Source organism: Cobetia sp. Ld8 (assembly GCF_045066615.1).
Classification (GTDB): Bacteria; Pseudomonadota; Gammaproteobacteria; order Pseudomonadales; family Halomonadaceae; genus Cobetia; species Cobetia amphilecti.
Genome location: NZ_JBISHF010000007.1, coordinates 639,488 through 664,121 on the forward strand (window position 1 = coordinate 639,488; position 24,634 = coordinate 664,121).

Genomic DNA, 24,634 nt, shown 5'->3' on the forward strand with positions numbered 1-24,634 from the left:
CTGTATCTGCTTGAAGTTGACTCACTAGTACAATCCCGCCCATTCAGAGGGCGGTATAGAGAGCTCGATCAATATTTAGGCGTCCTACTGGCTCTAGTGAGGAAAGTTTAGTCTTTATACAACTGATTGAAGCCTTTGACACTGAACCCCTTCAAGAACTGATCGCCAATCTTCAGGACAGGCACGCTGCGAAAGCCTGTCTTGGCGAATTCCTTCTGTCCCGCGGGGGATCGGACATCCACCAGGCGGAAGCCGATCTTCTGCTGCTCCAGATACTGCTTGGCTGTCTTGCAGTGCGGGCAGTTTGCCATGGTGAAGAGTGACACCCGTTTCATTGCTGTGCTCCCGTGTTGATCGATCCCGCGCGTTGTACGCATCGCCTGAGATGCTGGCGGGCAATGATACCAGTCGTCGCTTTCTCTCTACACCAGCGCTCTCTACACCAGCACTTCCCGCATCAGCGCCCCCACACCAGGCATCCTGAAGATCAGCCCTTGCGCGGGATATGGCTCATCGCATGTTCCGCCAGTGCAGTAATGGTCAGGCTGGGATTGACGCCCAGGTTGGCGGCGAGCATCGAGCTGTCACAGATCAGCATGTTGCGGTAATGGAAGACGCGATTCTGGCCGTCGCAGACGCCGTCCTCGGGGGAGGCCGCCATGGCCGCACCGCCCATGCAATGCGCCGTGGTCGGGATGTTGAAGAGTATCTCGGGAATGCTGCTGCCGGGGATGGCGCCGATGGCCTCTGCGCCACGCGTGACGAAATCATTCGCCTCGGGAATGAAGGTCGGGATGCGCTTGCCCTCGGTGACCAGCGCCTTGCGCAGCGGCCAGTACCACAGGCGTTTGAGCGTCATGTTGAGATGGCCATCCGCCGTCTGCATGCACAGAAAGATGATCGTCTCCTTCGCGAAGCCCCACGGCAGCTGGAATTTCAGCGCCCGCCGTGGATTGGCCGCCACCACCTTCGCCATGGCCTTGAGCCACGAGAAGGGCCGTGTCCAGCCGGGCTTGCCCCTGGCCATCGCGGTGAACAGCAGCCCCATGAAATCGGAGCCCGCCGGATAGCGCGTGGCTTCGATATGGGTGTGCTCATCGATATGAATGCCGGAGCCGATGGCGATGCCCTTGGACATGTCATCGGGACTGTCCGGCATGCGACAGCTGATCAACGACTCCGCATTGGTGCGCACCCGCTTGCCCAGTGCGTTCGAGATGTTCGGCAATGAGCCCCTGTCCCTGAGGTGGAACAGCAACTCCTGGGTGCCGAGCGACGAGCCTGCGAAGACGATGGACTGGCAGGTGACACGGCGCTTGCCCAGCCCAAGATAGAGCCCGGCGAAGGTGGAGGGCACCGTCGTCACCGCATAGCCATCGGCCCCATCCGCCTTGCCATTGAGCGGCACGACATCGATCACCTTGGTCTCGGCGTGCACTTGGGCGCCGTGCTTCTCGGCCAGATACAGATAGTTCTTGTCGAGGCTGTTCTTGGCGCCGTGTCGGCAGCCCATCATGCAGCCACCGCAGCCGATGCAGCTGTGTCTTTCAGGGCCTTCGCCAGCGAAGTAGGGGTCTGCATGCGCGCTACCGGCGGCTGGCGTGCCGCTTTCTCCCTCGGGGCCGAAGAAGATGCCGACCTCGGTGGGGTACCAGGTGTCTTCGCAGCCGGCGACTTGCGCCATGCGTTTCAGGTGGTGATCCGCTGGCGCGATGATCCGATTGGTCGTCACGCCGAGCATCTGCTTCGCCGTGGCGTAGTGCGCCGGCATCACCGCATGCCAATCATTGAGCCCCGCCCACTGGCCGTTGTCCCACACCCTGTCGGGCGGCACCAGCAGCGTCTGCGCATAGGTGATGGAGCCGCCACCCACCGCGTTGCCATGCAGCACGATGACATGGCGGAAAAAGCTCATGGTGAAGAAGCCGCGCAGGCCCAGCATCGGCCGCCACAACCAGCGTCTCAGCCGCCAGTTGGAGCGCGGCATGTTGTCCGGTGTCCAGCGCTTGCCCTGCTCCATGACCGCCACGCGATAGCCTTTCTCTGTCAGGCGATGCGCGCACACCGAGCCGCCAAAGCCCGAGCCCACGATGAGGTAGTCGTAGTTGTGTTTATGGGCGTGATTATGCTCGTGCTTATGGACGTGCGCCTGCTGCGCGGTGTCACTGGCATGGCGATCGGTCTCTGACATGGCGGCTCTCTTCAGGGAAGCGCTGCGCTCAGCAGGAAAGACTCCTTCGCACGGCGCTGGCTGGGCGACTGCCTCAGGAATGCTGGCGAACGGGCTAGCTAGCGAGGGGGCTAGTGAGGGAAATGCTGCGCCAGCTGCCGGACGATCAGGTCGACGAAGCCCTGGCGGTCGATATCGAACAACACCCTGGCGTTGTGCGGCTTGCCGGTGAGCTGATAGCGGTCCACCACCGTCATGCCCTGGGTGTGCTCGCCCTGTGTCTCGACGCCGACCCAGCACTCCACCGTGGTGAACAGCTCAGGCGCCAGCAGCCAGGCGATGGTGCAGGGATCATGCAACGGCGCGCCGTTGAAGCCCCACTTGGGATCGCGATGGTAGATCATGAAGAAGTCGAGCAGCTCGGCGACACACTGGGCGACGGGATTGTCGATGGCGCGGATGCGCTCGATGTCCTCATCCATGATCTGCGCCTGATGGGTGACGTCCAGCCCGCACATCACGATGGGCAGGCCGGACTTGAACACCATGTCGGCGGCTTCGGGGTCGACGAAGATGTTGAACTCGGCGGCGGGCGTCCAGTTGCCGACACCGGCCGCGCCGCCCATCAGCACGATGCTGTCGATGCGCGGGTGCAGCTCAGGATAGGCTGAGAGAAACAGCGCGATGTTGGTCAGCGGGCCGGAGGGCACCAGCGTGACCTTCTGCTCACAGGCGCGGACCTTCTCGGCCATCAGCTCGATGGCGCTCTGGGTGACGGGGGCAAAGCCGGGGTCCGGTAGTTCAGGGCCATCCAGGCCACTTTCGCCATGCACGTTGTCGGCGATGATCAGCTCGCGCGCCAAGGGCTTGGGCGCACCGCCTGCCACCGGGATATCGTGGCGGCCCAGCAGTGTGAGCACCCGCAGCGCATTGTTGAGCGTCTTGTCGGGCGTCTGATTGCCGGCGCTGGTGGTGACGGCCAGCACCTCAAGTTCAGTAGCGCTGAGGGCCAGAATCAGCGAGATGGCGTCGTCGTGGCCGGGATCGCAATCGAGAATGATGGGGCGCGGCATGCGGCAGTCCTTGTCGTGAGTCGTCTTGTTGTCGTGGTTTGCCTCTATAAGCTTTTCCTTTATGCCTGAACGCAAAACGACACGCCATCCTTGCGAAGGGCGTGTCGTCTGTCAGGGCATTCGCGGCAATGCGGGGCGGATCAGTCCGCCTGCTGGGCACGCGCCTCATTGAGCATCTGCACCAGCACGTCCACCGGCTGCGCGCCGGGCACGTAGTACTGGCCGACGATGGTGCTGGGCACCGACTGGATACCGGCGTTGCGCAGCGCCTCCTGCTGGGCGGCGACTTCCTGCTCGCCCGCGTCGGATTCAAGGAAAGCCAGCGCCTGCTCGATGCTCAGGTCGTCATCGTGCTGGCTTGCGATCTCGGCCAGCACCTGCCGGTCACCCACGTCCTTGCCATCGTGGAAGTAGGCAGTGAACAGGGCTTCCAGCAGCGGGCGCTCCGCCAGACCCTTGGATTGCTGGCGCCACACGATGCGCTGGGCATCGGTGGAGTTGGGCGTGCGCTCCATCAGGGCATGGCGGAAGGTGACGCCGCTCTGCGCGCCGGCCTGGGCCACCTGGGCATCCAGTTCCGCGCCGCGCTCGACACTGCCGAACTTCTGCGCGCGGTAGTCGGCCCGCAGCATGCCTTCACGCGGCACCCACGGATTGAGCTGGAAGGGCAGGTAGTTCACGCGCACCTCATCCTTGAAGTCGAGTTGCGCGATGGCGTCATCGAGATGGCGCTTGCCGATCCAGCACCAGGGGCAGACCACGTCGTAGGCGACCTGGATATCGAGCTGTGACATGGGGATTCTCCTGCTGATCTCTCAAGCGCTCTTCACTACAACGTGAAGGGCGCATGAGAGCACGTCGAAATGATTTTGAGCAATCGCTCATCAGTGTCCTGCCATCCTAGAGATTCTGGGCGTGGGACGCTACCGAAAACGCCCTGACCGATCATGTGTCATGACCGGACAGGGCGTTCGGGTTCAGTGCCTCGAGTTCAGCTCTGCGTATTCACTGCACCGGACTCAGCCCCTCAATCAACTCAGCGCCTTGCGCAGATCCGACAGGGCGCGGATGTCGTCCGGGCCGGTGCGGCAGCAGCCACCGATAGCCGTGGCGCCGGCGGCCAGCCAGCGCGGTGTCCAGCCGGCGAGGTCATGGTCGTGGTCATAGCCATGCTCAGAGCCGTGGCCATCGGCATCTGAGACGGCGCAGGCGGCAGACCAGGTCTTGGTGACCGGATCATAGACCTCACCGGAGTTCGGGTAGATGACGATGTCCTTGTCCGTCTCGCCGCGAATCTCGCGCACCAGCGATTCGATGTGCTCAAGCGCGGTGCAGTTGACGCCGATGGCGACCACCTGCTCGCAGTCGGCGATGGCGCGCACGGCGTCACGGATCGGCGTGCCGTCGCTCAATTCGGTGGCGTTGCGCGCGCTGAAGGCGATCCAGGCACGCGCGGTCGGGAATTCATCGCGCAGCAGATCACACACGGCCAGTGCTTCCTCGGCGCAGGGGAGTGTCTCGACGGCGAGCACGTCCGGCTTGGCATCGAGCAGCGTGGCGAGGCGGGCACGGTGGAAGTCGCGCAGACCGGCGCGGTCCAGCGCGTAGCCGCCACGGTATTCGCTGCCATCGGCGAGCCAGGCGCCATAGGGGCCGACGGAGGCCGCGACCAGCGGCGGGCAGTCCAGGCGCTCCGGGTGCGCGGCCAGATAGTCGCTGCGGGCCTGCGCCGCCAGGGTCACGGAGCGCTGGATCAACGCGCTGGCCTGGGTCTCGCTCAGGCTGCGTGCCATCAGGCCTTCAAGCGTTGCCTGGTAGCTGGCCGTGGTGGCGACATCGGCACCGGCCTCGAAGTAGGCGCGGTGGACATCGACGATCGCCTGCGGATCATCGGCGAGCACCTTGGCCGACCACAGCGAGTCGTTGAGATCGAACCCGGCGCGCTCAAGCTCGGTGGCCAGGGCGCCATCGACGATCATGAAGGGCTGGCGCGCGGTGATGGCGCTCAGCGGATTGCGGGTGGCATCAGCGGGCATCGAGGGCCTCCTGCGGGGTCGGGTTGTCAGATTTCGCGGCGTCACCAGACGTGCGATGGGTCAGATAGTGCACCAGATAGCACAGCGCCACGAAGGGCACGCCGAAGTAGAGCGCGATGCGCTGGTTGGGATCAAAGGCGATACCGATGCAGGCCAGCGCGCAGAACAGGAAGGCGGCAATCGGCACGACGGGATACAGCGGCGCACGGTAGGTCAGCTCGCTGGCGCTATGGCCGGCCTTCAGCCACTGGCGGCGGAAGCTGAACTGGCTGGCGGCGATCGCCATCCACACCAGCACCACGGCAAGCCCGGAAATCGACACCAGCGCCAGATAGAGGGTGTCCTCGGCATACACGCTGGAGAGCAGCGACAGCAGGCCGCCGAGCATGGTGATCAGCAGTGCGGGCACCGGAATGCCGCGCTGATTGACGCGACTGAATACGCGCGGCAGCGTCTTCTGGTCCGCCAGGGTCCACAGCATGCGCGAGGCGGCGTAGAGGCCGGAATTGGCCGCCGACAGCAGCGCGGTGATGATCACGAAGTTCATGATATCCGCCGCGTAGGGAATGCCGGTGAGCTGGAAGACCGCCACGAAGGGGCTTTCCTTGAGGCCGGCGCTGTCCTGCGGCAACAGGGCGGCGATGACGATGATGGTGCCGATGAAGAAGATGATCAGGCGCCACAGGGTCGCGCGGATCGCCAGGGGCACATTCTTCTCGGGGTTCTCGCTTTCGCCGGCGGCGATGCCGATCAGCTCGGTGCCGGAGAAGGCGAAGCTGACGGCCAGCAGCGTCATCAGAATCGGCATCACGCCGTGATCGAACACGCCTTCCTGCAGGATACGCGTGACGCCCGGCGCCTCGACGTTACCCGCCAGGGGCGTGAAGCCGAACATGGCGGCGGCGCCCACCGCGATGAACACGATCACCGCGGCGACCTTGATCAGCGACAGCCAGAATTCGGATTCGGCGAAGAAGCGCGCCGAGACGATGTTCATGCCGAACACGATCAGCGAGAAGATGCCGCACCAGATCCATGGCTCGACGCCGGGGAACCAGCGCCCCATGAACACGGCGGAGGCGGTGAATTCCGACCCCAGCGCCACGGCCCAGGTCAGCCAGTAGAGCCAGGCCACGGTATAGCCGGTGGCAGGGCCCAGATAGCGGGTGGCGTGGGCGCTAAAGGCGCCGGGTTCCGGGTGATGCACGGCCAGTTCGCCGAGGCACATCATCACCAGATAGACCACCAGGCCGCCGATCAGATAGGCGAGTACCGCACCCGCCGGGCCCGCCTGCTGAATGGTATAGCCGGAGCTGAGAAACAGGCCGGTGCCGATCACACCGCCCAATGACAACATCACCAGATGGCGCTGCTGCATGCTGCGTTTGAAGTCGGTGGCGTTGCTGTCAGACATGGTGGGTGTCACTCGTGGAGCTGATGATCTGACTGTCGCTCAGGCTGGTGATCAGAGCTTGCTCGTGCAGGCCGCGCTCGTGCAGGCAGTGCGGATGGATGGACACATGTGGCATGGCAGAAACCGGCTGGAGGTGGGAGGGAAACAGGCCGGATATGATAAATGAGCGATAAAGTCTATCCCAACGAATCATCAAGCCGATTGGCTATATATTTAGATGGGCAACTAACGGTGAGGTGCGCGATTGGTGGTTGACGAACCCCGCAGCGGCAGGGATTGGCGTGATAATTCATCTCACGCCTTGAAACGGGGTCGTGGCGCATATCGCTAGACTTTTCACAATGATGGCGCCGCCTTTTCTCGTGTCATATTGTGCGATATCAGGTTGCAGAAAACGCAAAACGGCCACCCGTAGGTGGCCGCTGTTTTTCTGCATGCCTGCGCTAGACGTTCTGCGCCAGGCAAGCGATCAGGCGAGGCTTTCCAGCGCCTGCTCGATGATGGCGAGACCTTCCTCGAGCACTTCCGGCTCGACGGTCAGCGGCACCAGGATACGGATGGTGTTGGAGTAGAAACCACAAGACAGCAGGATCAGCCCCAGCTCCTTGGCCTTGGCACACACGGCGGCGGTGGCGGCGGCGTCCGGCTGGCCCTTGGCGTCCACCAGCTCGAAGGCCGCCATGGAGCCCTGGTTGCGTGAGTGCGCGACATGCGCGAAGCGCTCTTCCCACTTGGCGAAACGCGCGGCCAGCAGCTCGCCCATCTGGGTGCTGCGCTCCAGGATGTTTTCTTCACGAATGACGTCGATGACGGCCAGCGCCGCTGCGCAGGACAGCGGGTTGCCGCTGTAGGTGCCACCGAGCGAACCCGGGCCGGAGGCATCCATCACCTCGGCGGTACCCACGACGGCCGACAGCGGCATGCCGTTGGCCAGGCTCTTGGCCATGGTCATGATGTCGGCCTCGACACCACTGTGCTCCATCGCGAACAGCTTGCCGGTACGCGCAAAGCCGGACTGTACTTCGTCAGCGATCAGCAGGATGCCGTGCTCGTCACACAGTTCGCGCAGTGCGGTCAGGAAGCTTGGCGAGGCGATATAGAAGCCGCCTTCGCCCTGGACCGGCTCGATGACGATGGCTGCGGTCCGGTGCGGTGCGATGTCAGTCTTGAACAGGGTGCGGATGGCGTTCAGGGACTGCTCTTCGCTGATGCCGTGAATCGGGTTCGGGTAGGGCGCACGGAAGATGTCACCCGGCATCGGGCCGAAGTCATTCTTGTACGGCAGCACCTTGCCGGTCATCGCCAGAGTCATCATCGTGCGGCCGTGGAAGGCGCCGTCGAAGGTGATGACACCGCTGCGACCAGTGGCGGCACGTGCGATCTTGATGGCGTTCTCGACGGCTTCGGCGCCGGAGTTGACCAGCAAGGTCTTGCGCTCGGGGCCACGCACAGGCGTCATCTCGGCCAGCTTCTGGCTCAGTTGCACGTACGGGGCGTAGGAGATGACGCCCGCGGCGGTGTGCATGACCTTGTCGAGCTGCGCCTTGACGGCGGCGACGATCTTCGGGTGACGGTGACCCAGGTTGAGCACGCCGATACCACCGGCGAAGTCGATCCAGCGGTTGCCGTCCGCATCCCAGATTTCCGCGTTCAGTGCGGTGTCGGCTGACTGCGGGGTGGCGGTGGCGGCACCACGTGCAACGTACTTCTTCTTGAGAGTTTCGAGTTGAGCGTTGTTCATCTTGTTCTCCGTACGGATTTCATCGGCATGCTCTGTACACGCCTGTCACTGTTCGGGGCCCGCACGCCGTGGCGTGCGGGGATCTTGTCGAGAGTTGCCGTGCCGCGCCTCAGAGGCCGCCGATGCAGACGTATTTGAGCTCGGTGAACTCTTCCAGGCCGTGGTGCGAGCCTTCGCGACCCAGTCCGGATTCCTTGATGCCACCGAAGGGGGCGAGTTCGGTGGAGATCAGGCCTTCGTTGACGCCGACCATGCCGTATTCCAGCGCTTCCAGCGTGTGCCAGATGCGGCGGTAATCGTTGGCGTAGAAATACGCGGCCAGCCCGAACGGGGTGTCGTTGGCCATCGCGATGGCTTCCTCGTCCTTGCCAAAGCGGAACACCGGCGCCAGCGGGCCGAAGGTTTCCTCATCCGCGACGACCATGTCGGTAGTGACATCGGCCAGCACGGTCGGCTCGAAGAAGCTGTGACCGAGAGCGTGCTTCTTGCCGCCGGTGACCAGGCGCGCGCCCTTGCTGACGGCATCATCGACGTGGCTCTGCACCTTGTTGACCGCCGCATCGTTGATCAGCGGGCCGATGGTGTTGCCTTCGACCAGGCCATCACCGACCTGCATGCTCTCGACACGTGCCGCGAGCTTGGCGACGAAGGCGTCGTAGACACCGTCCTGAACGAGGAATCGGTTGGTGCACACGCAGGTCTGGCCGGCGTTGCGGAACTTGGAGGCGATGGCGCCATCGACGGCTGCATCCAGATCGGCATCATCGAAGACGATGAAGGGGGCGTTGCCGCCCAGCTCCATCGCGGTCTTCTTGACGGTGGAGGCACACTGCGCCATCAACGTCTTGCCCACCGGGGTGGAGCCGGTGAAGGACACCTTGCGGATGCGCGGATCGGTGGTCAGCACTTCCCCGATGGCGATCGGCTTCATGGCGGTGACGACACTGATCAGCCCCTTCGGCAGGCCGGCTTCCAGCGCCAGGTCCGCCAATGCCAGCGCGGTCAGCGGGGTGGCTTCGGCCGGCTTGATGACTACCGCGCAGCCAGCGGCGATCGCCGGGGCGCACTTGCGGGTGATCATCGCCAGCGGGAAGTTCCACGGCGTGATCGCGGCTACCACACCGATTGGCTCGCGCAGCACCATCAGGCGCTTGTCGGCGCCGTGGGATGGCAGGGTCTCACCGGCCATGCGCTTGGCTTCTTCGGCGAAGAATTCGATGAAGGAGGCACCGTAGGTCACCTCGCCACGCGACTCCGCCATCGGCTTGCCCTGTTCCAGCGTCATCAGCTGCGCGAGGTCTTCCCGGTGCGCCAGCACCAGATCGAACCAGCGACGCAGCAGTGCGGAACGCTCCTTGACCGGCACCTTCTTCCAGGCGTTGCCGGCGATCTCGGCCGCGGCGACGGCGTCACGGGTGTCATCGGCGCTGACCTCGGCGACACGCGCCAGCTGCTCGCCGGTGGCCGGATTGGTCACGTTGAAGGTGGTGCCGGTCTCGCGGTGCTCGGTACCGATGAGCGCCGGGACGAAGACGTCGCTGCTGGTTTCCGAGTTGACGTAGCGCTTCAGGAAGTCGCTGATCGGGAGGGCGGAACGGGACATGTGAAGCTCCTCTGGCGTTCTGGCGTGCAGGTCATTCATGGAGTGAGCAGCATGTCGCAAGAGGCGTCAGCTGCTCTCGAGTCGGCTCGAATATGACTGAGTCGAGATGGCTGGGCAGGCGGAACAGACTGCCCAGCGGTGTAGGTATTGCGTGTTTACTGCGCCGTGAAAGCCGGTGCCATGACACGGTCGCTATAGGCTCGGCCGAATTGCTTCAGGGCGATGACATACATCACCAGACCCAGAGCCATCCAGGCGCCGAAGATCAGCCATTCGGTACCGGTCAGCGCGGAAGGACTACCCGGCAGATACAGGCAGGCCATGCCGAAGGACAGAAGGATGGCCAGTGTGCCGCAGAGCTTGCCGTGGCGGACGCGGAACGGACGCGGCATGTCGGGCTCACGGATACGCAGGATCAGGAACGAGATCGCGACGAACAGATAGGCGATGACGATACCCAGGCCACCCGCATCGACGATCCACACCAGTGCCGGACGACCGAAGAAAGGCGCGATGCAGGACAGCAGACCGATCAGCAGTACCGCATTGGTGGGCGTCTTGTGCTTGGGGTGCAGCTTGCCCAGCCAGGCAGGCAGCATGCCGGCATGTGCCAAGGCATAGATGGCGCGAGAGCCACCAATGTAGAAGGCATTCCAGCTGGTGATGATGCCGGCGATACCTGCAAGGATCATCAGCTTGCTGGCCCAGGGCGAATTGAACAGGGCGCCCATGGCGTCCGGCACGCTCAGTGAACTTGCCAGCAGGGAGTCATGATCCAGCGCCATGCTGGTGGCCAGAATGATCAGCGCATACCAGACCACGGCCAGTACCACGGACATCATCAGCACCTTGCCGATGGCGTTGTAGGGCAGATTGATTTCCTCTGCGGCCTGCGGAATGACGTCGAAGCCGACGAACAGGAAAGGCACCAGTACCAGCACCGCGATGATGCCTGCCACCACGCCGCCTTCGGATTGGGTGAACAGCGGTGTCATGTTGGCGACATCACCTTCGAACAAGGCGCCGGTCACGAACAGGACGCCGGCGATCAGAATTACGCCTGTGACGACCTTCTGCAGCAGTGCGGCAGTGGTGATCCCGACATAGTTGATCGCCATCATGGCCAGCGAGCCGCCGACACCGACAGCCACCCAGGTCGCCTTCACATCCCAACCGGCGATGGTCCACATGTGGCCAACGGCATAGTTGGGCGCGAGGTTCTCGATGACCGTGGGCAATGCCACCGCCTCGAAGGACACCACGCTCAGATAGCCGAGAATGATGGTCCAGGTGCACAGGAAGGAAGAGAAATGCCCCATGGCCCGGTAGCTGTAGACATGCTCACCGCCCACCTTGGGCATGGCTGCTGCCAGTTCTGCATAGGTCAGACCGATCAGGACGACGGCGATGCCGCCAATGATGAAAGCGATGATGGCGCCGACGCTGCCGGCATCCTGAATCATGCCGCCGGTGAGGACGATCCAGCCCCAACCGACCATGGCGCCGAAGGCAAGTGCCAGGACGTCGCCACGCGCAAGGACTCTGACTAGCTGTTCTGCAGGGGGAGTACTGTTGTTCATTGGAATACTCAAATCGATCTTGGAATTTGTTATATAGCGAAGCCGTTTCCTGCTGATGTCCCGTGCGCTCTTCTCAATTTCAAATCCAAAGCTTGCTGGCATGAACGAGAAGTAATGACAGTCCTGTCGCTGGCTGATGCTTGCTGAAAGGTCGCTCCTGTAAAGGGGGAGCCAAGAGCGATTCAGCAATCATTTCGCTGTGAGCATCAGTCAGTAGGCAACGCCTGAAACACACGCTACCAGCGCCATGCCCGATGGCGAATAGACCAATTTTGCGTTTGACTGGACCAATCAGCAGGGGCTGCGGATAATCAGGGCTGAATGGGCGTTGCACGCCGCCTGACAGGCGAGTGGCTGGCGGGGGGGGACGACCTCGGGAAGCTGCGTGACAGCACTACGACAACGACAACGACAACGACAACGACAACGGGAGACCGGGATGGAACTGGCCGCGCTTGAGCCGCTGATCGAATGTTATCGCCGCCAGTCCGAGACCCTGGGCAAGCAGGTACGGCTGGAGCAGGCGTTGCTCGAGGTGATTCGTGAGCAATGGCCGCTGGGCGCGCGGCTGCCGCCGCACCGCAAGCTGTGCGAGGCGCTGGGGGTGGCGCGCAATACGCTGGCCTTGGCCATCAAGTCGCTGATCGAGGAGGGCTATCTGCACACCGGCCAGGGTCAGGGCACCTGGACGCGTCGCCCGCATGCGCGCCGGGCCAGCGCGGGGTCGGGGGAGTTCGGGGCGGCGGAGTTAGGGCCGGGTGAATCAGGGGCGGTCGCGGCGGGGGCAGCACCGGCACCGCTGCCGTTGTCAGCTCGGGCCCGCAAGGTGCTGGGCGGGCAAGGGGCGAGCCTGATCCAGAGTGGCGCCTTCGTGCCGGGTATTCCGGACATCGCGCGCTTTCCGATGCGCAAGTGGCGTCAGCTGTATGCCAGCGTGACGGTGCCCCACAACGCGCTGTTGCTGTCCTACTCCAGCGGCGGCTATGGCCCGCTCAAGCGTGAGATCCGCGATTTTCTGCGTCGTTGGCGCAATATCGATTGCGATACCCAGCAGATCATCATCACCGAGGGCACCCACCACGGCATCGAGCTGTGCGCGCTGGCGCTGGCGGATGCCGGGCAGCGGGTAGTGATGGAGTCGCCCTGTTATTGGGGCGCGCGCAATGTCTTCCTGGCCGCAGGCCTCGAGACCCGCCAGATTCCGTGGCGGCCGGTGAGCGATACGACGAGTGATACGACAAGTGAGGCAGGACACGATCTCACCTCGCTTGGCGAGGGGCCGGTGCAGATCGCCTACTTCACCGGCTCGCATCACTATCCGCTGAGTGTGCCCACCTCGCGGCGTGACAAGCAGAGACTGTGCGAGGCCTGTCAGCCCGCCTATATCCTCGAGGATGATTACGAGTTCAGCGGTGATGATCACGGCGAGCTGCTGTTTGATCCCGATTCCGGCAATCGCCTGCTGGTGGGGTCGTTCTCCAAGCTGATGTTCCCCGGGCTGCGGCTGGGCTATCTGGTGGTACCGCGTGCGCTGGCCGGGCCGATGAACCGCCTGCGCAGCGAGGTGTTCCGTGAGGGGCGCATGCTGGATCAGGCGGTGCTGGCGCAGTTCATCGCCGATGGCGATCTGGACGCCTGGTATCAGCGCATCCAGCGCGATTATCTCGGCCGGCAGCAGGTGGTGCATGACCAGCTGTGTCAGGTGAAGGGCGTGATCAGCATCTCGCCGCCGTCGCGCGGCATCAGCCTGTGCGTGCAGTTCGCCCCCGAGATCGACGATCAGCGCGTCGCGCAGCTGATGGTCAAGGAGCATCTGATCGTGCGGCCACTGAGCATGGTCTGCAGCAGCGAGGACTCGCGGCGCGGGCTGGTGCTGGGGGTCGGCATGCTGGCGGGCGAGAGTCTGGTCAGTGAGGTGGCGCGCCTGAGACGCACGCTGGAGAGCATTCTGAGCATGCGGGATATTCGCCGCCACAACTGAAAACGCCTCCGCCGGCAGGGCGAAGACGTGGTATCGACGCTGATTGCGTGGGTTATTTTGCCTGCTGCATGCGCTCGGTCAGCTTGCGGAATTCCTCGCGCATGGCGCTGTTCTCGAAGCTGGTGGCGACCGGTACCTGCAGGCCGGCGAGGGTGTCGAAGGTCTTGACGCCCTGGCGGATCAGGTCGGCGACGTGGGCGCTGAGCTTGACGGTGCGATAGGTATTGGTCGCCACCGCAAGCTCGCGCTGGCTCTTGGTCAGAGAGGTCGTGACGCGGTCGCGCTGCTCGGTTACCAGCGAGCGATACAGGTTGATCGTCTTGAGCGTCAGCGCATTGGCGCGGATGTTGTTCACCAGACTCTCGCGTGATCCGCCTTGCTTGATCAGCGTGCGAGCTTCGCGCGTGGTGGCCTCGGCTTCGTCGGCGAAGCCTTGCAGTTGCGGCAATACTTCATCATTCACGCGCGTGATGAAGTCCTGCTGCATGGTCACGATCATGCGGTGAAGCATGACGACCATGCCGTAATAACGGCGCGCGTAGTCGAGGTTCTCGCCGCTGTCGCGGGTCAGCTCGGCGAGCTGCTGGGCCACCGACTTGATGCTGGCGAAGACGACACTCATGGTCAGCACATCATCGCCGACTACCGAAGATAGCCACACCTGGACCTGGTCCGGCGTCAGGGTGATACCGATCTCCTCGAGTCGCGCAGCCAGCTTGCCTTCCAGCGTGGTCAGCTCGTCTTGATAGGCGGCGATGTTCTTCTCATGCGCGGCGATCAGCAGATCATAATCGCCGCGCGTGCTGGCGGTGAATTCGCGCAGGGTATCGGTGGGCGTGAGGCGCGTCAGCGTCGAGACATCAGTGTCCGGCGCGAGGATGCGCTTTTCCTTCAACTCGGAAATCTCGCCGCGCGATTCGCGAATCTTGTCCTCGACCTGGCGATAGGTGCTGCGCAGTGTCGAGAGTTGTGGCACGTCGAGGGCCTGCATGGCTTCCTCGATCATCTCGTCCATATCGCTGCGCGCAGACGCTTGATCGCGGCTGATCCAGGCCTCTTCCGGCAAGGTGTCCATTTCATCGAAATAGCTGACCGCCTTCTTCAGAGTGGCGAAGGCTTCCGGCTGGTCGTAATCCATGTCCTGTGCGGCGAGCGCCGGCGAGGCGGCCAGCGTCGTCATGCTCAGGCCAAACCCGACGAGCCAGGCGCGCAGGGAGGGGATTAAGGAGTCGTCAGGCGCTTTTGGCATTCAAGAGTCTCGATTGATCAAACTGCTCGGCAGCGCAGGGTAGCAAAATCGCTGACAGGCGTCTTGCGACGCCCGAAGCGCTTGGTCATCACTCCTGGTCAGCATCCAGCGCAGGCACGACCTCTTCCTCGAGCCCGATACAGCACTCGTTGCACAGAAATTCGATCACCGCCTGCAGGTGCCCGTACTGCGGCACGCAGATGATGCTGCGCCCCTGTTTCTTCTGGGTGATCAGGCCGACGGCGGCCATGCGACTGAGGTGATGTGAGAGCGTGGAGCCCGGGATTTCCAGCGCATGCTGGATGTTGCCCACCGTGGCACCGTCGAAGCCGGCCTTGACCAGAAAGCGGAAGATCGCCAGGCGGTGAGGGTTGCCCAGCTCGGCAAGGCTGGCGGCAGCGGCATCATGTTCCATGGCAGTCATCCTGTTAAGCGTGTCGTCTGGAGAGGTGAAAGCATATGTTTCGATATTTCTAGAATTATAGTTGACACAAGCGTGAGCTGCAATCTAGGCTTTGCATCGTTTCCATGTTTCTAGAAATATAGATTCTAGGAGTATAAATCCTGGTATGTAGGGCCTGGCAATTTAGAGGTATGCAATGTCTGACTCACTGCACGACGCCTTGGGCATGTTTGCCTTCCTGGCGGTAGAACTCTCGGTATTGTTCCTGTTGATCAGTCTGCTGGTCGGGGTGTTGCAGCGACATATTCCGCCATCCCGGGTCGAGGCGCTGCTGAGCGCCAGTCGCCGCAGCAGTTACTTCATGGCCGCTGGCCTTGGCGCGATCACGCCATTCTGCAGCTGCTCGACCATTCCGATGCTCAAGGGCTTGATCCGTGCTCGCGCCGGCTTCGGGCCGATGATGGTCTTCCTGTTCTCATCACCGCTGCTCAACCCGATCATCATCGGCCTGTTGCTGGCCACCTTCGGCGCCAGACTCACCGCTGTCTATGTGACGGCCGCGTTGGGCGTGGCACTGGGGGCGGGCTGGTTGCTGCAGGCGCTGGGGTTCGAGCGCTTCATCCGCCAGGACAAGGTGCAGGACGCCTCGAGCTGTGGCGGAAAGGCGCAAGCCACCGGCGGCTGTGGCTCAGCCGTCGCCAGTACCAGCAACTGTGGGGCGGCGGTGGTCGCGGAGGCAACGCGCAAGCCCGAGGGGCGTTATCACGGCCTGGTGCGTGAGGCCTGGAAGGACTTCGTGAAGGTGATTCCGTATCTGTTGATCGGCATCGCCATCGGCAGTGTCATCTATGGCTTCATGCCGACGGAGCTGCTGGTGCAGTACGCCGGCCCGAGCAACCCGTTGGCCATTCCGGTCGCGGCGGTGATCGGCGTGCCACTCTATATTCGCGCGGAAGCGGTGATTCCGCTGGCCTCGGCACTGATGGCCAAGGGCGTGGGGGCGGGGACGGTGCTGTCGTTGATCATCGGTAGCGCGGGCGCCAGCCTGACCGAGCTGGTGCTGCTGCGCTCATTGTTCGGTATCAAGTTGATCCTGGCCTTCGTGACGGTGATCTTCGCGATGGCGATGATCGCCGGTTACGCCACCTATCTGTTGTTCTGACAAATGTCGTTCTGACAGCTGGCGTTCGAGAGAAGATCATTCGGGTTGATAGGCTTGCGGTCGGCCAGTGAGAGGGTCGATGCGATCCAGCGACGGCCCTTGATAGCGGTCGGTGATCAGGGCCACCACGGCGTCACCGTATTGCTCGAACCAGAAATCGCCCATGGCCTTCAAATGCTTGATGTTGGTGGTGCTGATGTCATCCATCGCGTCATCAGGCGCCTTGAGCATGCCGGGCTGTGGGCGCATCTCGGCATTGACGCGGATGTAGCTGCCCGGCGGCGAGATGGTGATGGCCTGATAGCCGACCACCTTCTCATCGGAGAGCACGTCGATCAGGCTGCCTTCCAGTACCCACTGCACTGCGCCCCAGTGCTGGGAATCCGGGCCATTGATCTTGCGCGTGCGTGTTCCGGTGCCGATCGACAGCACGCGACGCGGCTCATGCGGCCATAGGCGACAGGCTTCGGCGATGGCGCACATGGTGGGGTTGTTGGCGATGACGCCTCCATCGATAAGCCAGGTCTGCTCGTTGTCCGGCCCGAGCTTCATGTCGCGGGTCGGGAAGTAGGTGGGCGCCGCGCTTGAGGCGTCCGCGACCTGCCAGGCCAGCAGCTTGTGATGCTCGCGCTTGCTCGACTTCAAGACATGCGGGCGGCGTCGCTCGATGCCGTAGGTGACGACAAGCACCTGCTTGCCAGCGGGGACATCCCTGAGCTTGGCCTGGCCGAGGTGCTTCTTGAGCATCGTGCTCTTGCCCTTGGCCTCGTACTTGGGCGCATTGATGCCATCGAGTTCGAACCAGCCGCGGTTGTCGGCGAAGATCTGCCTGGCGCTGGTCGCGCTGTAGAGCCCACTTATGTCCTCGAGGCTCATGTTGGTGGTGGCCAGCGCCAGCGCGATCAGACTGCCGGTGCTGGTGCCTGCATAGAAATCGACCCGCTCACGCAGGCTGGTCTGGTGGTCATTTCTCAGTGTCGCGTCGACACGCATCAGGAATTGCGCGGTGGCTGCCCCGCGTATGCCGCCACCATCCAGTGAGAGAATCAGCTTGGACATGCTTGCCTCCTGCAGAGCGGGTAACGCTCAGTCCTGTCCACAGGCAATGCCTGTGGCTGCTACCAGAATAGAGAGGCCACTGGTTTTCAGCCGACTGAAATGACTGATACGGACAAACAGCAGGGCCTGATACTGGCAGGGAGAGCAGAGGTGACAGGCCAGCGAGGCACTGAAGACGAGACAAAGGGGGAAGGCGGAAAGAGGAGAGAGGGGAACAGAAGAGGAGAGAAAAGAGGCGTGGCGAGGAAAGTCGCGATTACCTCCCATGCAGCGGGCTGATCGCTCACTGCATGGGAGGCAAGCCGTTGGCGGCCGGAGTCGGTGCTAGAGGGTGTAGTCGACGCCGACCCACAGGCGGCGACCATCTTCCACGTAGCCGAAGTCGTCGTAGCGCACGCGCTTGTCGAACAGGTTGTAGAGGCCGGCGCTCAACGTCAGCTGAGTGGTGGCATCGAAGCTGACGCCGGTATCGACGATCGTGTAGGACGGCGCGATGACGGTACGACTGGTGACACCGGTGGCGGGCTGAGTCTCTTCGCCACGCCAGTCGACTCGTGTCCAGTGATTGAGGCGATGGTTGAGCTGCCAGTCCAGCTGAGCCGTGGCCTGGTGGCGGGGAATCTGGGTCAGCGGTTGGCCCTTGTTCTCGCCACTGGTCTGCTCGGAATCGGTATAGGTGTAGCTGAGTGCCAGCGCGAGGTCGTGACGCAGCTCCTGATTGAGGCTCAGCTCGACGCCCTGGGTGACGGCACTGTCGACGTTGTTGTACCAGCGCGCATCATCCGCGCCGCCGGCGCAGGCGCCATCCGGACACAGTTCGGTGACGATCTTGTCATCGAAGTCGCTGCGGAACAGGGTCACGCCCGCCTGGGTGCCTCTGGCATTGTCATACAGCAGGCCGATCTCGCGGCTGAGAGAGGTCTCGGCTTCCAGATCCGGATTGCCGTAGATATCGCCGCCGCGACTGTCCTGTACCCAGTTGTCGGCGACCTGACGCAGACTCGGCGCCTTGTAACCGGTCGCCACGCCCGTCTTGAGCGTCCAGCTGTCGGCCAGTTGATAGACGCTGTAAAGACGCGGTGACAGGTGGCTGCCGTAGTTCTCGTCTTCATCCAGACGCACGCCGCCGGTCAGCGCCCAGTCGTCGGTCAGCAGCCATTCGTCCTCGGCGAACAGTGACCAGCGGCTGTTGCGGATCTCGTTGATGTCGCTCAGAGCGTTGGTGTCGTTGTCCTCGAGGTGCTCCTCCTCGAAGCTCACGCCCAGGGTGGTCAGGTGATCGCCCAGCGGAATCAGCACGTTGCTGCTCGCCTTGGTATTGCTCAGCGTGATGTCACGGCTATCGTTGCGTGACGTCTCGTACTGGACGTAGGAATTGGTGCTGGCGCTGGCCCAGTCACCCTGATGGCTCAGGCTGAAGCGGCGAGTATCCCAATCACGATCACTGTCCTGGCCCTGACTGCGGTCTTCCTCGGTCTGACGATTCTGGTCATGGTAGGCGAATTCGGCCTCGATGCGCTGGTTGTCGTCCGGCGTGAGGCTGAGCTTGGTGTCGAGGTCCTGACGCTTGCGCTGTGGGTAGCCGCGGGTGATGTCATCTTCCTGGCGCGTGGTCTGTCCGGCGCTGACGCTCAGGCCCAGCAACCCATCGATGAGCGGGCCCGAGGTGCGAATGCGGCTCTGGCGTTCATGTCCCGACACGCTGTGCTGGGGGATGAAGGTGTCATAGTGCAGATTGGTGACCCATTCCTCCTGCGTCTTGCGGGTGATGATGTTGATGACCCCGCCGATGGCATCGGAGCCATAACGCGTCGACATCGGGCCACGTACCACCTCGATACGCTCGATCGCTTCCAGTGGCGGCAGCCAATCCTGCTCGAAGCCACCACTGCCGCTCGGTCGCGTATCACGGCTGTCGATCGGGCGGCCATCCACCAGAATCAGCGTGTATTCACCGGGCATGCCGCGAATGCTGATGTCCTTGGAGTATCCGCCGCTGGATACCGTCACGCCGGGCAAGCCGCGCAGCGCATCGGTGAGGTCGCTGTAATGACGGCCTTCAAGGCTCTCGCGTGTGATCACGCTCATCGAGGCCGGGGCATCCTTGACCATCTGATCGTGACCGGACGCGGTGACGACGATGTCTTCCAGCTGGTCGGAGGCATGGCTCGGGAGTACCACCAGAGAGGGGAACGCCGCCAGGGCCAACAAGACGGCTGAGCGTGAGGCCTTGGGGCGGTGAGGTGCAGGAGGGTGCGCTGGCATCGATTGAAGTTCCCGAGATTATCGTTATGTGTGTGCATCATTCGTGCACTTTTTGAATGATAATGCTTTGCATTGGCGAAGTGCAACGCACTGTTGCGAAAATGTGACGTTGGTGACAATCTTCGACGCTGAATCCATTCATCTTGGTGAGATAGGGCTATCTATGGGGAATTCTCGGCTAGTAACGGCAGGACTCTTGGCAGGGTTGATCGGCCTGCCGCTGTCAGGTGTCGCCTTGGCCAGCGCGGCATCGCAGCCAGCTGATGCTCCTGCTGCGGCGATGTCGCCGCTTGCGACCCAGCTTGCGCAACGGGGGTTGGCGGCGGGTGAGGGGTATCCCGGCCTGCACAGCCTGTGTAGCCTCGAGGCACCCCTGGTTGACGCGGGCAAGCGCCACCGACACTCCGAGGATGAAACTGCCAAGCCCAGACCCAGATCGAAGCCCTCCGCTGACAAGCGCAAGTCGCTGGGGCCGCACAGGGTATTCGACAATCTCTACTTCGTCGGCAATGGCCAGGTGTCGAGCTGGGCCTTGACCACCTCCGAAGGCATCATTCTCATCGATGCGATGAACACTCCGAATCAGGCCGAGACCATCATCGCGCCAGGCATGCGCGAGCTGGGTCTGGACCCTGCCGATATTCGCTATCTGGTGATTACCCATGGCCATGGCGACCATTACGGCGGCCAGTCCTGGATCGTGGAGCAGTATGCGCCCGAGGTGATCATGACCAAGATCGATTGGGACATGCTGGATGACCCCGAGCAGCGCATCGACAACCCGCGCTGGGGAGAGCCGCCAGAGCGGGACCATCAGGTCATCGACGATGAGAGGCTGACGCTGGGTGACACCACGCTCGGCATGTACATCACGCCCGGCCATACCCCTGGCACGCTATCGCTGGTGCTCCCGCTCAAGGATGGCGATGAGATGCATCAGGCCGTGTTGTGGGGCGGCACTGGTTTCAACTTCGGGCCGGATGAGGCCAGATTGCGCGGCTATTCTGCCTCGGCGTCACGCATGCATCAGATCGCGCAGCAAGCCGGCGTAGACGTCTTCCTGTCCAATCACCCCAAGCGTGACGGCACGCCCGGACTAATCGCGGCGCTTGAGGCTCGCAAGCCTGGCGAAGCGCATCCCTTCGTGACCGGAGGCCAGGCGTTGGGCGCGCTGGATCTGCTCAGTGATTGCACGTTGGCCCAGGCCGAGCGTCTGCGCGCCGCACGCTGAGTCATCCTGCGGACATTGCGCGCGACAAACGAAACAGGCCGCCCAAGATGGGGCGGCCTGTTTCGTGTCGAGCATGTCGCATCACACTCGACTTGCTCAGGTGTGTGCTGAAGGTCTGCGATCAGGTGTTGAGCACGACGCCACCATTGAGGTGAATCGTCTGGCCTGTCATGTAGCTTGAGTCTTCGCTGGCCAGATAGACGTAGGCCGGGCCCATTTCGCTGGGCTGGCCGGGGCGTTCCATCGGTACCTGCTGGCCGAAGTTGGCGACCTTTTCATCCTCGAAGCTGGCGGGGATCAGGGGGGTCCACACCGGGCCGGGGGCGACGGCATTGACGCGAATGCCGCGGTCCATCAGCGTACCGGACAGTGAACGTACCAGCCCCTGGATGGCGCCCTTGGTGGCGCTGTAATCGATCAGGCTGTCATTGCCCTTGAAGGCGTTGACGGATGAGGTGGCGATGATGGAATCGCCTTTGGAGAGGTGCGGCACGGCGGCCTTGATCATGTAGAAGTGACTGAACAGATTGGTCTTGAAGGTGCGCTCGATCTGCTCGTCATCGATCTCGGTCACGTCATCCCAGTCGTACTGCTCGGCGGCATTGTTGACCAGAATATTGAGCTGTCCGAATTCTTCCATCGCGCCCTCGACGACCTTGCGGCAGAAGGCCGGGTCGCCGATATCCCCTGCGATGCGGCGTCCGCGTCTGCCTTCGGCTTCGATCAGACGGATGGTCTCCTGGGCATCGACTTCTTCACTGCCCAGGTGCGTGATCAGACAATCGGCACCCTCGCGTGCGAAGTGCACGGCGGCGGCGCGACCGATACCGCTGTCACCACCGGTGATGACTGCCACCTTGCCCAGCAGTTTGCCGCTGCCGCGATAGCTCTCGCGGATATATTCGGGCTTGGGGTCCATGCGATGTTCATCGCCCGGTTGATGGTTCTGATGCTGTGGGGGCTGTTGCTGAGTCATGCCGTCACCTCCGGTTCGTTGATCTTGAATGCGCTGCAGCGCGTTCAGACGCTGAACGTCTCCCCACAGACCTGTGGACGATCGTGGCGGATTAAACCCCTTTGATCATGATTTTCTTGTTTAGCGATATAAAAACGCCCAGCCCCGTGTGAACGGAGCTGGGCGTCAGAATGTCTCATTATCGGCAAGCCTGACGGTTGTCAGGAGGCGATATCCTCATGCTTGTCATGCATGGTGGCTGGCGTACTGGCGCCCGCTGCCATGGTCTGCGCAAACGGAACACGCGGCTCGCTTTCCTGGGTCTGTTCTATTCCGTGCAGGCTCGGCAGATTGGCAGGGTCATGCCCGGGACCGGTTTCGAGGCTGGGCAGTGCCTTGCGAATGATGCTGGCGCACAGGGCACGGTGTGCATGCAGTGTCAGACCTTCCCGTTCGAGGAATTGCAGCAGCCGAGTGGCTGAGACCAACGCCACGATGGGATGGAGATCGCGAAAGTGTTCCTCGACCTGGCTGGCACTGATCGTCGCGAGTCGCTCCGGATGGGTATGCGGCATCGAAATATCCTCTTTTCGGGTTCCGATGAGTCGGAATCTTGAGTGCTTCTTCAGGTGTCACGCTGCCTCGACGGCGATGGGGGCGACCCATCTGCCGGCGTGACCGCTGCGCTTTCCTTGGCCCAGCGGTCATTGGTCTTGAGGTGACTGTTCGTATTGAGAGTGTTCGTGCTGAAAGTCTTTGCTTTACGACGGTGTTGCGTTCTTCAAAAGCTAGTATTAGAGAATTCGCGAATATCTTCCAGCCTTGATGCGCGCATGCTCTCATTTTTATCGTGCTTTCGCGAAACATCATGCCTTCGCGCAGGCGGATACCTGCCACGGGGTTCTGACTGTTAGACTAACGCTCCCCCATGTCGTACAGATGTCCGTCATGTTGAATATAGTCAGGATGGCCACGAAGCCACCTGACAGATGATCATTTTTCCTTCTATGGATGTGCCATGAAACGCTTTGTGCTGCTCGATACCGCGCCGATCCCCGGCACGACGGATTCGTTGTGTCTGTTCGAGTATGGCGAGGACTTCGTCATCAAGATCGAGAGTGGCAAGGGCGGGCAGCTGATGAATACCCGCATGCATGGCTCGGAAGATGCGCTGGCAGAGATTCCGGCCGGTCTGCTCAAGAGTCGCGGTACGGCCTCGGCGCCGCAGCGCGTTCTGATCGGCGGGCTCGGGATGGGCTTCACGCTGGCCGCCGCGCTCAAGCACTTCAAGGCCGATGCCGAGGTGGTCGTCGCCGAGCTGGTGCCGGGAGTGGTGGCCTGGAATGACGGCCCGCTGGGGGCCAAGGCGGGCTACCCGATTCGGGATCCGCGCACGACAGTCGAGAATCGCGATGTGGCCGAGGTGCTGCGTGAAGCGCCCGGCGGCTTCGATGCCATCATGCTGGATGTGGACAATGGCCCGGAAGGCCTGACCGCGGATGACAACGACTGGCTCTACAGTGCAGAGGGGCTGGCGGTGTGTGCCAAGGCGCTGCGACCGGCCGGCATTCTGGCGGTGTGGTCGGCCACGGCCGATGCGCGTTTCTCGCAGCGCCTGTCGCGGGCCGGTTTCAAGGCCGAGGCACGTCAGGTCTATGCGCATGGCACCTCGGGGGCCAAGCATACCATCTGGATCGCGCGTTACGTGGGGCGTGCGGAGAAGCCTGATGACAAGACGAAGGCCGGGAAAGGCAATGGCAAGCGCTCAGGCAGCCCGAGCAGAAAGCCGGCATCGAAGGGGGCCGCACGCCCGCCGCGCCGCAAGTAGGCTGAGTGTCTCATTGCTGATGATGTGATGGATGACTCTTCGCCTTAGTCGTTGTGACACACGCTGTGAGAGACAGCAGCGCCTTCACCGCAGGGTGAACGCATGACAAAACGGGCTGGCCACATGATGTGGTCAGCCCGTTTTGTCATGCGTCATTGGCGCTTATCGATAGCGTTCAGCCTGTTGAAGCGCCAAGCGCTTTCGACTAGGCCCGATGCTGGATTCTGGCTCAGGCCGCTTCGCGCGCCTTCATGTCCTGGTGATATTCCTCGGCGAGGCGCTTCTTGGTGGCGTCATCGAAGACGCGGCCTGCCAGCTGGAAGACTTCCTGCTCTTCCTCATCCAGGTGGTGGGTCACCAGGTGCTCGAGCTGCTTGGCAGTGGTCAGCCAGCCCGGTGAGCTGTAGTCGGTCGCCTCGAGCTTCTCGACCAGCTCATCGATCTCATGGTGCTCGGCGACACTGTGACGCGCCTTCTCCTGCGTCATGTCGTGCTCCATCATCGGCATGTAGAGCGCGCGCTCCTCAGCACCGGCGTGATTGGTGAGCGATTCCTTGAGGCGTTTGAACAGGTCATCGCGCGGCTCGCTGTCACCCTCGGTCTGCAGCAGCATGTCCAGCAGGCGGCGTTGTTCGTCGTGGGTCTCGCGCAGGGCTTCAAATACGGTCATGTTCCAGCTCCTCATCATGTCTGGCGTGTTGAGTGGCGGGTCTGCTTGTGTGCGGTCTTGCTCAAGTGCGATCTTGCTTGTGTCAGGTCTGTACAACTCTGGTGGCGGATCGGCGGAAGTTCAAGTGCGCAACGCCGATCGGCCTTGAAAAAGCCTTGGCGCGAGGCAAGGAAACAAGGGTGACCCTTGAATTCTTTGCTCGGTGGCGTGTCCG

At 62.5% G+C, this 24,634-nt stretch carries 20 protein-coding genes and 1 pseudogene; 4 read left to right on the forward strand and 17 right to left on the reverse strand.

The features are described from left to right. Positions 1-107 precede the first annotated feature (107 nt). The 10 genes from ACJJV2_RS07550 to ACJJV2_RS07595 form a co-directional block, all read right to left on the reverse strand. Positions 108-335, reverse strand: coding sequence for a glutaredoxin family protein (locus tag ACJJV2_RS07550; protein ID WP_054556954.1), 228 nt, complete (start codon positions 333-335; stop codon positions 108-110). Positions 336-487: 152 nt separating this feature from the next. Further along, the gene (locus ACJJV2_RS07555; protein WP_405279597.1) at positions 488-2,191 is read right to left on the reverse strand and encodes a GMC oxidoreductase; all 1,704 of its coding nucleotides are present in this window, start codon (positions 2,189-2,191) and stop codon (positions 488-490) included. Positions 2,192-2,301: 110 nt separating this feature from the next. Then, positions 2,302-3,243: a pyrimidine-specific ribonucleoside hydrolase RihA gene (rihA, locus tag ACJJV2_RS07560; RefSeq protein ID WP_405279600.1), complete on the reverse strand. Its 942-nt coding sequence runs from the start codon at positions 3,241-3,243 to the stop codon at positions 2,302-2,304. Between the two features lie 140 nt (positions 3,244-3,383). Beyond that, positions 3,384-4,037 (reverse strand): DsbA family oxidoreductase, encoded by a 654-nt coding sequence (locus tag ACJJV2_RS07565; RefSeq protein ID WP_405279602.1) that lies wholly within the window; start codon positions 4,035-4,037, stop codon positions 3,384-3,386. A 237-nt stretch (positions 4,038-4,274) separates the two neighbouring features. Next, entirely contained in the window at positions 4,275-5,279 is a 1,005-nt protein-coding gene (gene mmuM, locus ACJJV2_RS07570) for a homocysteine S-methyltransferase (RefSeq protein ID WP_405279604.1), read from the reverse strand. Further along, a complete protein-coding gene (locus ACJJV2_RS07575) occupies positions 5,269-6,693 on the reverse strand; it encodes an amino acid permease (protein ID WP_405279607.1) in 1,425 nt (474 codons plus the stop codon). Before ACJJV2_RS07575 ends, mmuM begins: the two co-directional genes overlap by 11 nt. Further along, entirely contained in the window at positions 6,686-6,808 is a 123-nt protein-coding gene (locus tag ACJJV2_RS07580; RefSeq protein ID WP_405279610.1) for a hypothetical protein, read from the reverse strand. The genes ACJJV2_RS07575 and ACJJV2_RS07580 overlap by 8 nt, the downstream gene beginning before the upstream one ends. A 354-nt stretch (positions 6,809-7,162) precedes the next feature. Continuing rightward, positions 7,163-8,434 (reverse strand): 4-aminobutyrate--2-oxoglutarate transaminase, encoded by a 1,272-nt coding sequence (gene gabT / locus ACJJV2_RS07585; protein ID WP_405279613.1) that lies wholly within the window; start codon positions 8,432-8,434, stop codon positions 7,163-7,165. 109 nt (positions 8,435-8,543) lie between these two features. Next, a complete protein-coding gene (locus ACJJV2_RS07590; protein WP_131432122.1) occupies positions 8,544-10,037 on the reverse strand; it encodes an NAD-dependent succinate-semialdehyde dehydrogenase in 1,494 nt (497 codons plus the stop codon). A 155-nt stretch (positions 10,038-10,192) separates the two neighbouring features. Next, entirely contained in the window at positions 10,193-11,617 is a 1,425-nt protein-coding gene (locus tag ACJJV2_RS07595) for an APC family permease (RefSeq protein WP_131432121.1), read from the reverse strand. A gap of 439 nt (positions 11,618-12,056) precedes the next feature. Here ACJJV2_RS07595 and ACJJV2_RS07600 point away from each other — a divergent pair, with 439 nt between their 5' ends. Next, the gene (locus ACJJV2_RS07600; RefSeq protein WP_405279618.1) at positions 12,057-13,598 is read left to right on the forward strand and encodes a PLP-dependent aminotransferase family protein; all 1,542 of its coding nucleotides are present in this window, start codon (positions 12,057-12,059) and stop codon (positions 13,596-13,598) included. Between the two features lie 52 nt (positions 13,599-13,650). Here the strand turns inward: ACJJV2_RS07600 and ACJJV2_RS07605 are convergent, their stop codons facing one another. After that, on the reverse strand, positions 13,651-14,778 hold the full coding sequence (locus ACJJV2_RS07605) for a hypothetical protein (RefSeq protein WP_405279621.1): 1,128 nt from the start codon (positions 14,776-14,778) through the stop codon (positions 13,651-13,653). Positions 14,779-14,935: 157 nt separating this feature from the next. Further along, a complete protein-coding gene (locus ACJJV2_RS07610) occupies positions 14,936-15,262 on the reverse strand; it encodes an ArsR/SmtB family transcription factor (RefSeq protein ID WP_405279624.1) in 327 nt (108 codons plus the stop codon). Between the two features lie 184 nt (positions 15,263-15,446). Here ACJJV2_RS07610 and ACJJV2_RS07615 point away from each other — a divergent pair, with 184 nt between their 5' ends. Next, positions 15,447-16,412: a permease gene (locus ACJJV2_RS07615; protein WP_405279627.1), complete on the forward strand. Its 966-nt coding sequence runs from the start codon at positions 15,447-15,449 to the stop codon at positions 16,410-16,412. Positions 16,413-16,448: 36 nt separating this feature from the next. On the opposite strand, the gene ACJJV2_RS07620 is transcribed toward ACJJV2_RS07615, so the two are convergent. Together ACJJV2_RS07620 and ACJJV2_RS07625 are read right to left on the reverse strand one after the other, a co-directional pair. Beyond that, the gene (locus ACJJV2_RS07620; protein ID WP_405279630.1) at positions 16,449-17,471 is read right to left on the reverse strand and encodes a patatin-like phospholipase family protein; all 1,023 of its coding nucleotides are present in this window, start codon (positions 17,469-17,471) and stop codon (positions 16,449-16,451) included. Between the two features lie 324 nt (positions 17,472-17,795). Next, complete coding sequence (locus tag ACJJV2_RS07625) at positions 17,796-19,736, reverse strand: TonB-dependent receptor domain-containing protein (protein WP_405279633.1); 1,941 nt, start codon at positions 19,734-19,736, stop codon at positions 17,796-17,798. 196 nt (positions 19,737-19,932) lie between these two features. Here ACJJV2_RS07625 and ACJJV2_RS07630 point away from each other — a divergent pair, with 196 nt between their 5' ends. Beyond that, entirely contained in the window at positions 19,933-20,967 is a 1,035-nt protein-coding gene (locus tag ACJJV2_RS07630; protein ID WP_405279636.1) for an MBL fold metallo-hydrolase, read from the forward strand. Positions 20,968-21,088: 121 nt separating this feature from the next. Here the strand turns inward: ACJJV2_RS07630 and ACJJV2_RS07635 are convergent, their stop codons facing one another. Continuing rightward, complete coding sequence (locus tag ACJJV2_RS07635; RefSeq protein WP_054556575.1) at positions 21,089-21,943, reverse strand: SDR family oxidoreductase; 855 nt, start codon at positions 21,941-21,943, stop codon at positions 21,089-21,091. A gap of 200 nt (positions 21,944-22,143) precedes the next feature. Next, positions 22,144-22,497 carry a hypothetical protein gene (locus tag ACJJV2_RS07640; RefSeq protein WP_215822818.1) on the reverse strand — a complete coding sequence of 118 codons (354 nt, stop codon included), beginning with the start codon at positions 22,495-22,497 and terminating at the stop codon, positions 22,144-22,146. A 443-nt stretch (positions 22,498-22,940) separates the two neighbouring features. Between ACJJV2_RS07640 and ACJJV2_RS07645 the strand changes: the two are divergent. Further along, positions 22,941-23,621, forward strand: a pseudogene (locus ACJJV2_RS07645) (spermidine synthase); the annotation flags it as partial. A 358-nt stretch (positions 23,622-23,979) separates the two neighbouring features. Here the strand turns inward: ACJJV2_RS07645 and ACJJV2_RS07650 are convergent. Further along, positions 23,980-24,420 (reverse strand): hemerythrin domain-containing protein, encoded by a 441-nt coding sequence (locus ACJJV2_RS07650; protein ID WP_405279641.1) that lies wholly within the window; start codon positions 24,418-24,420, stop codon positions 23,980-23,982. Between the last annotated feature and the right edge of the window lie 214 nt (positions 24,421-24,634).

Bases quoted from the DNA above. Each gene is read 5' to 3' on its own strand.
- ACJJV2_RS07550 (WP_054556954.1), bottom strand. From the start codon at position 335: ATGAAACGGGTGTCACTCTTCACCATGGCAAACTGCCCGCACTGCAAG.
- ACJJV2_RS07555 (WP_405279597.1), bottom strand. From the start codon at position 2,191: ATGTCAGAGACCGATCGCCATGCCAGTGACACCGCGCAGCAGGCGCAC.
- rihA (WP_405279600.1), bottom strand. From the start codon at position 3,243: ATGCCGCGCCCCATCATTCTCGATTGCGATCCCGGCCACGACGACGCC.
- ACJJV2_RS07565 (WP_405279602.1), bottom strand. From the start codon at position 4,037: ATGTCACAGCTCGATATCCAGGTCGCCTACGACGTGGTCTGCCCCTGG.
- mmuM (WP_405279604.1), bottom strand. From the start codon at position 5,279: ATGCCCGCTGATGCCACCCGCAATCCGCTGAGCGCCATCACCGCGCGC.
- ACJJV2_RS07575 (WP_405279607.1), bottom strand. From the start codon at position 6,693: ATGTCTGACAGCAACGCCACCGACTTCAAACGCAGCATGCAGCAGCGC.
- ACJJV2_RS07580 (WP_405279610.1), bottom strand. From the start codon at position 6,808: ATGCCACATGTGTCCATCCATCCGCACTGCCTGCACGAGCGCGGCCTG.
- gabT (WP_405279613.1), bottom strand. From the start codon at position 8,434: ATGAACAACGCTCAACTCGAAACTCTCAAGAAGAAGTACGTTGCACGT.
- ACJJV2_RS07590 (WP_131432122.1), bottom strand. From the start codon at position 10,037: ATGTCCCGTTCCGCCCTCCCGATCAGCGACTTCCTGAAGCGCTACGTC.
- ACJJV2_RS07595 (WP_131432121.1), bottom strand. From the start codon at position 11,617: ATGAACAACAGTACTCCCCCTGCAGAACAGCTAGTCAGAGTCCTTGCG.
- ACJJV2_RS07600 (WP_405279618.1), top strand. From the start codon at position 12,057: ATGGAACTGGCCGCGCTTGAGCCGCTGATCGAATGTTATCGCCGCCAG.
- ACJJV2_RS07605 (WP_405279621.1), bottom strand. From the start codon at position 14,778: ATGACGACGCTGGCCGCCTCGCCGGCGCTCGCCGCACAGGACATGGAT.
- ACJJV2_RS07610 (WP_405279624.1), bottom strand. From the start codon at position 15,262: ATGGAACATGATGCCGCTGCCGCCAGCCTTGCCGAGCTGGGCAACCCT.
- ACJJV2_RS07615 (WP_405279627.1), top strand. From the start codon at position 15,447: ATGTCTGACTCACTGCACGACGCCTTGGGCATGTTTGCCTTCCTGGCG.
- ACJJV2_RS07620 (WP_405279630.1), bottom strand. From the start codon at position 17,471: ATGTCCAAGCTGATTCTCTCACTGGATGGTGGCGGCATACGCGGGGCA.
- ACJJV2_RS07625 (WP_405279633.1), bottom strand. From the start codon at position 19,736: ATGCCAGCGCACCCTCCTGCACCTCACCGCCCCAAGGCCTCACGCTCA.
- ACJJV2_RS07635 (WP_054556575.1), bottom strand. From the start codon at position 21,943: ATGACTCAGCAACAGCCCCCACAGCATCAGAACCATCAACCGGGCGAT.
- ACJJV2_RS07640 (WP_215822818.1), bottom strand. From the start codon at position 22,497: ATGCCGCATACCCATCCGGAGCGACTCGCGACGATCAGTGCCAGCCAG.
- ACJJV2_RS07650 (WP_405279641.1), bottom strand. From the start codon at position 24,420: ATGACCGTATTTGAAGCCCTGCGCGAGACCCACGACGAACAACGCCGC.